We start from the raw sequence: 8025 nt of genomic DNA on the forward strand, positions 1-8025 counted from the left end.
GCACTCTAATCCCTGCGGGCGGGGCGGATATCGACCACGACCGGCCGGTGATCCGACCCTGTAAAGCCTCCGACCTGACGGCGGCTTAAAACGCGGTCCGGGCTGGCTAGGAGATTGTCGATTCCGATCCGCAACACGGACGGCAGGAAGCTGGGCCAGGTGCCGCGCCACATCGGCGCGGCATGCAGGCCCGTCTCGTCCATGAAATCTCCCATGCCCGAAGCGCAGGGCGGCGTGTTGAAGTCCCCGACCAGCACCAGGTCTTCATCCGCGATTCTCTCCAGGGACCGCGCCAGGCGCGAAAACTGCCGGCGCTGATCCTGCGGATCGCTGAACGGCCAGGGGCGCGTCAGATGCGTCACCGCCAGCGTAAACGGCTGGCCAGGTGATTCGACCTCCACCGTCATCAGGGCTAAGCCGGCCTGGCGCGGACTTGGACGTTTCAGCGGATAGCGCGACACCACCACCATGTCGTAGCGGGTGGCCACATAGGGCCGGGTCGCCTTCAAGCCCTTGATCAGTTCGTCGCGCGCGGCGGGATTGGCCTCGATCAGGGCAACAATGTCGGGATTCTGCTTTTCCACCCAGGGCAGAAGTTTCTCCGGTTCGGTGTTGCGGATCAACAGGTTGGCGAAGACCAGCCGTACCGGCGGCTTATTCATGTCCGGCGCGGCTTGTTTCGGAAAGGCCTGGGGCCAGATCGATACCACCATCAGCAGGCAGCCCATGGCGGCCAGTCCGCCGGCCCATCTTTGCCGCAGCAGGGCGAGCAGCGCCAAGATGGCAGCAAACGCCGTGAGGATCGGCACCGAGAAGATATCGATCAGGTAAAACAACGGCCGGTGGGGATTCAGAAGGCAGATCACGGCGATCAAAACCATGGCGGCGCCGATGGCGATGCCCGCCGTTTTTAGGATTCGCTGTAACAGTCGCAACATATCTGTCCCGCCGACGATTGACTTTTTACCCTGTCGTGCCCTTAGCTGGTTAAGGCGAATGGTTAATTTCGCCTCAGGCGCTTACCGGGGGAGCCCATGCTGGCCAGGTCGCACGATCATATCCGTCGTATCTATGACTCGATTGAGTCGGTAAAGCGGCTGTCGGACCGCGTGATCGGCATAGGTCCGATCAATATCATCGGTCTCGACGGGATCCTGGCCTTGTTGCCTATTCCCATCCTTAGCACGGCCTATTCGATTCTGGCCGGCGGTTTCCTGCTCATTCAGGGGATTCGGTCCCATGCGACCCTGAGCACCATCGCCACCTCGTTTATTATCCTGGCGATCGACGCCGGCCTGACCACGGTTGAGGAGCTGCTGCAACTGATTCCTGGCGCCGGCTGGCTTCTGGCCATCATTCCCGGCGGCGCGGACGCCCTATTCCAGGGCCACCTGTACGCCGCCCATCTGATCCAGAAGGATATCGACCGGACGCACTATGTCGAAGGCCGTCGCGGAAACGCCGACGAACATCGCGAGCACCTGGCCGACATGCGGGCGCAAAAGGGCAAGAAGCGCGTGGTCTATCTCGGCTAGCCGCGTAGATTGCGCAGCCCGCCGTCGGTCGGAATCGCCGATTCTGTGATTGTGTTCCACAGGAAGATGGCGCCCCGGCTGGCGATGGCCATGCTGGTTCCGATGACGTCGTTGTGGTGGAGGGGATAGCCTCTGAAGGCGTCTTGGTCGGGATTGAAACCGGCTGAACGGGCGTCACCGCTAACCAACAGCTGACGCAGTTCATTGTAGTCTGACGCCGTCAGGTCGAACTGAGAAATTACCTGGCCGCTTTGCATGGCCTGGGAAATCGCCTGGTTGAGACGCTCAACGATTGTCATTGTTTACTCCGTGTTCGCGATAATCGTCGCACTCGGAGAATAAAATAACAATCTGGAGATGGAGTGGCGCGTCCTGAAACTGGCCGGGGCCCGGCTCTTGCGAACCGGGCCCCGATGGTGCCGTATGGCAGGATTGAACTGCCGACCTCAGCCTTACCAAGGATGCGCTCTACCACTGAGCTAATACGGCGAAGAGGCTGGGGCTATAGCCAAAGTTTTCCGGAAGGCAAAGCGAAAAATCACGACCACTTGAATTTCTTCCACGCTTTTCGTAACTCGGATGCATGAGCGACCCCAAACCCTTGCTTTCTGAGAAGCAGCGCCGCAAGCAGGCGCTGCAAAAGGCGCTACGCGAGAATCTGCGCCGTCGCAAGACGGCTGCCGTTGCGTCACCAGCGCCCGATCACGAAAATACGACGGCGCCGGACGGCGAAACGTCATAAGCCGTATTGCGCGGCGCCTATTGTCATGTAGAACCGCCACTCCCGTTTCGCGTACCTTTTTTACGGACATCTATATGGATCGCATCGCCATTGAGGGCGGCAGCCCCCTGTTCGGAGACATTCCTGTCTCCGGGGCCAAGAATTCCGCTATCAAGCTGATGGCGGCCTCGCTGCTGACCTCGGAACCGGTGCGCCTGAGCAATATGCCGCGCCTGGCGGACACGCGTCTGCTGTCGCGGCTGCTGGTGCGATTCGGCTGTGTGATTTCCGAGTCGGATGAGGGCGGTCAATCCATGACCCTCCATACGCCTGAGATCACCTCGGCCTTTGCACCCTACGATCTGGTGCGTCAGATGCGCGCCTCCTTCAATGTCCTTGGCCCGCTGCTGGCCCGTACCGGCCACGCCAAGGTTTCGCTGCCCGGCGGCTGTACCATCGGCGCGCGGCCGGTCGACCTGCATCTCAAGGCGCTGGAAGCCCTGGGCGCCCATATCGACATGCACGAAGGCTATGTCTTTGCCCAGGCGCCGCGTGGCCTGCGCGGGGCTGAGATTGCCTTCCCGTTCGTCTCGGTCGGCGCCACCGAACACGCCCTGATGGCGGCCGTCCTGGCTCAGGGCACGACGGTCATGACCAACTGCGCCTGCGAACCGGAAATCGTTGACCTGGCCGAATGCCTGAACGCCATGGGCGCCAAGATCGGCGGCGCCGGCACCACCACCATCGTTGTCGAAGGTGTGACCAGCCTGCGCGGTGCCGACTGGCCGGTCATCTGCGATCGTATCGAAGCCGGCACCTATGCGGCAGCCGCGGCCATGGCTGGTGGCGAGGTCCGCCTGACCGGCGTGCGGCCGGAACTGATTTCCATCTTCCTCGACAAACTGACCCAGGCCGGCTGTGAAATTCACCGCGGTGTCGACACGGTCACGATTATCCGCAAGGACGGCAGGCTGAAGCCGGTCGACCTCGAAACCCAGGTCTATCCGGGCTTTGCCACCGACCTGCAGGCCCAGTTCATGGCGCTGATGACCCTGGCCGATGGCGAAAGCATCATCAAGGAAACCATCTTTGAGAACCGCTTCATGCACGTGCCGGAACTGGGCCGTCTGGGCGCCGATATTTCGGTTTCGGGTGGCGAGGCGCGGGTAAAGGGTGTCGCCGAACTGCGCGGCGCCCAGGTCATGGCGACCGATCTGCGCGCCTCGGCCTGCCTGGTGATTGCGGGCCTGGCGGCGCGCGGCGAAACCATCATCAACCGCGTCTATCATCTGGATCGTGGTTTCGAGAACCTGGAAGGCAAGCTGTCGGCCTGTGGCGCCAACATCAAGCGGCTCAAGGGCTCGGAGCCGATCCTGGAAGACGAGTGATGTTCGGCAAGCCACCCCTTAAACCTATTCGTCTGATGGCCGAAGCGGTCGACGATGTGCCGCCGATTTCGGCCCTGGTCCAGGATGCCGCCCTGCGATTCGGCGACATGGCCTATGACCGTGCCGGCCGCCACTTCACGGTGCGGATGAACCGGTTCTGCCATGAAGCGCCCGGGCGTCAACCGTTGCGCGCACCGTCGGTTCTGCGCATTTCGGGTGTCGACAAGGTACAGATACGCGGGATGGATACCAAGAACGGCCAGCAGCCTCTCAGCCTTCTCGACGTCTCGGTCGAAGCCCTGGAGGCGCCGGCGGCGGTGCTGACCCTGCGCTTCGCCGGCGAAGGGCCGCGTGACATCCGGATCGAAACAGAATGCATCGACGTCTTATTGCTGGACCTGGCCGCCCCGCACCGGGCAAAGTCGGCTCCTCATCACGGTTGATTCGCTTATGAAACTCGCCCGCATCGACATCGACGAAGCCAGCCTGTCGGCCCCGACAGATCAGATCGAGCACGAACGTAAGGTCGCTATGTTCGACCTGGTCGAGCGCAACACCTTCACCCCCGAAGGCGCGGCCGAGGCCGGATCGGAAGGGCCGTTCGACCTGCGGCTGGCGTTCGAGGACAACCGACTGGTGTTCGACATCACGGGGCCGAACTTTGCACGCAAGATAATGCTGTCGATGTCGCCGTTCAAGACGATGATGCGTGACTACCAGATGATCTGCGAAAGCTATTACGAGGCGCTGAAAAATGCCACGCCGTCGCAGATCGAGTCGATCGATATGGGCCGCCGCGGCGTCCACAACGAAGGCGCCGAGCTTCTCACCGAACGGCTTAAAGGCAAGATCGAGATCGACCACGAAACCTCGCGCCGATTGTTCACGCTGATCAACGCCCTGCATCTGCGTCTTTAGGTATCCTCTACCCGCCGCGCAGCGGCCTTTGATGTAAAGGGGATCCACAGATTTCACAGATTAGCATAGATTATTCTTAATCCTTCTAATCCCTCTAATCTGTGGACCCCCTTATTGTAAAATGCCGCTGCGCGGGCGGTTCAGAATGCCCAACGGTTCGCGTGATTTGGGCGATAGCCCGGGAACGGCAAAATAATTCCTATCCTTATGATTTTCTTACATTTTTGTCATTAAGCTAACGTTCATTAACACGGCCGGAACAAGGCGCAAAACGGACATCTGGCCACATAAAAGGCCGTGGCATGACCATCTCGCCACAGTTGGTGCCAAATACCCTGAAAAGACCCGCAAATGGCCCCACGGTGGCCTGCTCCAGACGCCATATTAGGTCTCAGGCGGCGACATGATCGCTGCCGTTAGAGCCTCATGCCCAAAAGTGGAATCCACTTTTGGGATCAACATGAGGCGTCAAAAAAAGACTATGGAGCACATACAATGAAGACCCTTCTTATCGCGACCACCGCTGCTGCCCTGGCCCTTTCGGGCGCTGCCGCTGCCAATGCCCAGGATGTAGGCCAGGTTTACGGCTCGGTTGGCTACCAAGGCACCCAAAACGACACCACCGACACGAATGTGAACGGGATCAATGCCCGCGTCGGGACTAAGATTACGCCGCACTTTGGCGTCGAAGGCGAAGCCGCCTTTGGCACCAACGACGACAACGGTCCGGGCGGCGAATACAAGCTGACCAACAAGGTAGCCGCCTACGGCGTCGGCTTCCTGCCCATATCGCCGCGCTTTGACCTCATCGGCCGCGTCGGTGTCTCCGACACCAACCTGAAGGCCCCGGCCGTTGCCGGCAAGCTGGAGCAGGGCACGGCCCTGGAATACGGCGTTGGCGCCCAGTATCACCTCGAAAACAACTTTGCCCTTCGTGCCGACTATACCAAGTCGGATTTTAACGGCGACAAGGGTGAGGCCGGCACCACCTCGGTCAGTTTGATCAAGAAGTTCTAAGCTTCCTGATCGACGACCGCCAAGCGCCCCTTGCATCACAGCGAGGGGCGTTTTGCTACGCGCTCAAGAAGCGAAGCGGTAGCGCGACCAAGACAAGCTGCTGCCTCAAACTAAACGCTTTCCCTTTTAGGCCTTTCGGTATAAACGGGCGCCTCACGACTGGCGCCCTATCGAGTCCCGCAGCGGGTTCGGCGCGTCTGTTTCACGTTTTGAGAGACCGAATGGCAAAAGAAGAACTCCTTGAGTTTCCGGGTACGGTGGTCGAACTGCTCCCCAATGCGACCTTCCGCGTCAAGCTGGAAGAGAGCGGGCACGAGATCATCGCCCACACGGCGGGCAAGATGCGCAAGAACCGCATCCGCGTCCTGGCCGGCGACCGTATCCTGGTCGAAATGACGCCCTACGACCTGACCAAGGGCCGCATCACCTACCGCTTCAAGTAAGTCCGGATCAGGTATGGCTGAGAAGCCCCCCCTGGTTTTGGCCCCCCTTATCCTGGCCAGCGCCAGCCCGCGCCGCCGCGACCTGTTGGCGCAGATCGGCATCGTGCCGGACATCATCGCCGCCGCTGATCTCGACGAATCCCCCCGCAAGGATGAAACCCCGCGCCTTCTGGCCCTGCGCCTGGCGCAGGACAAGGCGCGTGCCGTGGCTGCGACGCATGCTGGCTCTTTGGCCGGCTTCGTGCTAGCGGCTGATACGGTGGTCTGCGTCGGCCGCCGTGTGCTCGACAAGGCCCATGATGCCGCCGATGTCGTCCGTTGCCTGGAGTTGATGTCCGGACGCGGCCATCGCATCTATACCGGCGTTGCCGTCGTCGCGCCCTCGGGCAAGCTGACCTCGCGCGTCGTCGAAACCCGGATCACCTTCAAGGTTCTGACCCCGAGCGAGATAACGGGCTATGCCGCCTCGGGCGAGGGGGTCGGCAAGGCTGGCGGCTATGGCATCCAGGGACGGGCAGGGGGCTTTGTCACCCATCTGGTCGGCAGTTTCACCGCCGTGGTGGGGCTCCCCCTCTATGAGGCCCGCTGCCTCCTGGAAGGCGCTGGCTATACATGCTGACCCTGCACTATGAAGCGCGCTTCGGCCTGGCCCGGGGCGCGATCTACGGGCAGGGCCGGCCGCAGCTTTTCGCCCAGGGCTATGAGCACGACCACTCCCTGGGGGTGTTGGGCACGCAATCGGTTGCCCGGCTCCGCGGTCGCGCCGGCAGCCTCCTCTTTCTGAAACTGGCCGATGGCAGCGAGGCCGTTCTGGAAGGGCCGAACGAGGTCCTCACGCGCTTGAACGAAGGCGTCGCGATGGAGGTCGAGGTCGTTGCCGAAGCCCGCGGCGACAAACTGGCGCGCGCCCGCTATGTGGCGGCCGCGACGGGAGATCCTCGCCGTCTGTCACCGGTCCAGAGCCTGAAGGCGCGCCTGCTGGAACGAGCGCGTAGCCTGATCGGCGACCTGCCGGTTATGGAGGCCTTCGACCGCGAGGCCATTGACACCGCCGAGGAGGCCGCCCGCCAGCCTTCCGGCGACCTGCCGGGGGGCGGGTACCTGCACATCGAGCCGACCCGCGCGCTGGTCGCTTGTGATGTCGATACCTCGGGCGCGACCGAAACCGGAATGGCCTCATCTCACACGGCGGGGCGCGCCTGCAATGAGGCCGCCGTGCGCGACATCGGCCGGCGCCTGCGCCTGTCGGCCCTGGCCGGACTGATCGTGGTCGACCTGATCGGCAAGCGCCATGACGGCGATCGCTTGCGGACGCTTCTTCTGCAAGGGTTTGGGGCGGAAGCGCCGCGCCTTGCCGTGGCGCCGATCGGGAAGTTCGGCACCTTGGAATTCACCCGTCCGTGGGGTACCTGTCCGACGCGCGATACCTGTCATCTCCTCGATGCCGCCCTATATAGTCTGTGGCAGGCCATCCGCCTGTCTGAGCAGGACCGTAGCCGGGTCATCATCATCCGTCAGGCTGAACCCGTCATCTCGATCCTCCGCCCGCGCATTTCCGCATCTCTCGACCCCCTGGCGCCGATGCTGCGCCTAGAGGTCGCCACCCCATCCGAGGTTATCTTCCTGTGACCGTCCGCTACTGCACCCGTTGCCAAAAACCCTATGGCGAGGCCCTTGAGGGCGTTGTCAATGTTGCGCGCACCTATGCCCCGTTCTGTTCCAAGCGCTGCGCCGATGTCGACCTGGTGCACTGGCTCAAAGGCGAATACGTCATCGGGGATGACGGCGATCTGAGCCTCACCGACGAGGTTGAGGCGTCACCGCCACGCCCGTCGCCGGCCGGCGACGAAGAAGCCTGAAAAACTTCACTTTCCGGCTTGCCAAGCGCAAACGGCTCGCCTATAGACCTGCCTCCCCGAGGCGTCGTGCTGCCTCGCGTGGGCCTGTGTTGGGCCTGGATAGCTCAGTTGGTAGAGCAGCGGATTGAAAATCCGCGTGTCGCT

General features: G+C 62.0%; 12 protein-coding genes and 1 tRNA gene. 10 read left to right on the forward strand and 3 right to left on the reverse strand.

Annotated features, from left to right (window positions below; genetic code table 11):
• Positions 1–5 precede the first annotated feature (5 nt).
• Positions 6–938 carry an endonuclease/exonuclease/phosphatase family protein gene (locus ABI_RS19075; RefSeq protein WP_006274702.1) on the reverse strand — a complete coding sequence of 311 codons (933 nt, stop codon included), beginning with the start codon at positions 936–938 and terminating at the stop codon, positions 6–8.
• A 96-nt stretch (positions 939–1034) separates the two neighbouring features.
• On the opposite strand from ABI_RS19075, the gene ABI_RS19080 reads away from it, so the two are divergent.
• The gene (locus ABI_RS19080; protein WP_006274703.1) at positions 1035–1535 is read left to right on the forward strand and encodes a DUF4112 domain-containing protein; all 501 of its coding nucleotides are present in this window, start codon (positions 1035–1037) and stop codon (positions 1533–1535) included.
• Here ABI_RS19080 and ABI_RS19085 read toward each other — a convergent pair.
• Together ABI_RS19085 and ABI_RS19090 are read right to left on the reverse strand one after the other, a co-directional pair.
• Entirely contained in the window at positions 1532–1834 is a 303-nt protein-coding gene (locus ABI_RS19085) for a hypothetical protein (RefSeq protein ID WP_006274704.1), read from the reverse strand. The two genes, ABI_RS19080 and ABI_RS19085, sit on opposite strands and share 4 nt — an antisense overlap.
• Positions 1835–1949: 115 nt before the next feature.
• Positions 1950–2024: transfer RNA gene (locus ABI_RS19090), tRNA-Thr, on the reverse strand.
• Between the two features lie 94 nt (positions 2025–2118).
• Between ABI_RS19090 and ABI_RS25780 the strand changes: the two genes are divergently transcribed.
• The 9 genes from ABI_RS25780 (at position 2119) to ABI_RS19130 (ending at position 7881) form a co-directional block, all read left to right on the forward strand.
• A complete protein-coding gene (locus ABI_RS25780) occupies positions 2119–2277 on the forward strand; it encodes a hypothetical protein (RefSeq protein WP_006274705.1) in 159 nt (52 codons plus the stop codon).
• A 74-nt stretch (positions 2278–2351) separates the two neighbouring features.
• Positions 2352–3644: a UDP-N-acetylglucosamine 1-carboxyvinyltransferase gene (murA, locus tag ABI_RS19095; RefSeq protein ID WP_006274706.1), complete on the forward strand. Its 1293-nt coding sequence runs from the start codon at positions 2352–2354 to the stop codon at positions 3642–3644.
• Positions 3644–4087 carry a DUF2948 family protein gene (locus ABI_RS19100; RefSeq protein WP_006274707.1) on the forward strand — a complete coding sequence of 148 codons (444 nt, stop codon included), beginning with the start codon at positions 3644–3646 and terminating at the stop codon, positions 4085–4087. The genes murA and ABI_RS19100 overlap by 1 nt, the downstream gene beginning before the upstream one ends.
• Positions 4088–4094: 7 nt before the next feature.
• Positions 4095–4562 carry a UPF0262 family protein gene (locus tag ABI_RS19105; protein ID WP_006274708.1) on the forward strand — a complete coding sequence of 156 codons (468 nt, stop codon included), beginning with the start codon at positions 4095–4097 and terminating at the stop codon, positions 4560–4562.
• A gap of 495 nt (positions 4563–5057) precedes the next feature.
• Positions 5058–5579: a porin family protein gene (locus ABI_RS19110; protein ID WP_006274709.1), complete on the forward strand. Its 522-nt coding sequence runs from the start codon at positions 5058–5060 to the stop codon at positions 5577–5579.
• Positions 5580–5800: 221 nt separating this feature from the next.
• Positions 5801–6022, forward strand: a complete 222-nt coding sequence (gene infA / locus ABI_RS19115; protein WP_023450735.1) for a translation initiation factor IF-1 — start codon at positions 5801–5803, stop codon at positions 6020–6022.
• A gap of 13 nt (positions 6023–6035) precedes the next feature.
• Complete coding sequence (locus ABI_RS19120; protein WP_040309746.1) at positions 6036–6641, forward strand: Maf family protein; 606 nt, start codon at positions 6036–6038, stop codon at positions 6639–6641.
• Positions 6635–7651, forward strand: a complete 1017-nt coding sequence (locus tag ABI_RS19125; protein WP_006274712.1) for a ribonuclease E/G — start codon at positions 6635–6637, stop codon at positions 7649–7651. The genes ABI_RS19120 and ABI_RS19125 overlap by 7 nt, the downstream gene beginning before the upstream one ends.
• A complete protein-coding gene (locus tag ABI_RS19130; RefSeq protein ID WP_006274713.1) occupies positions 7648–7881 on the forward strand; it encodes a DNA gyrase inhibitor YacG in 234 nt (77 codons plus the stop codon). Before ABI_RS19125 ends, ABI_RS19130 begins: the two co-directional genes overlap by 4 nt.
• Positions 7882–8025 lie beyond the last annotated feature (144 nt).

The organism is Asticcacaulis biprosthecium C19 (assembly GCF_000204015.1).
Classification (GTDB): Bacteria; Pseudomonadota; Alphaproteobacteria; order Caulobacterales; family Caulobacteraceae; genus Asticcacaulis; species Asticcacaulis biprosthecius.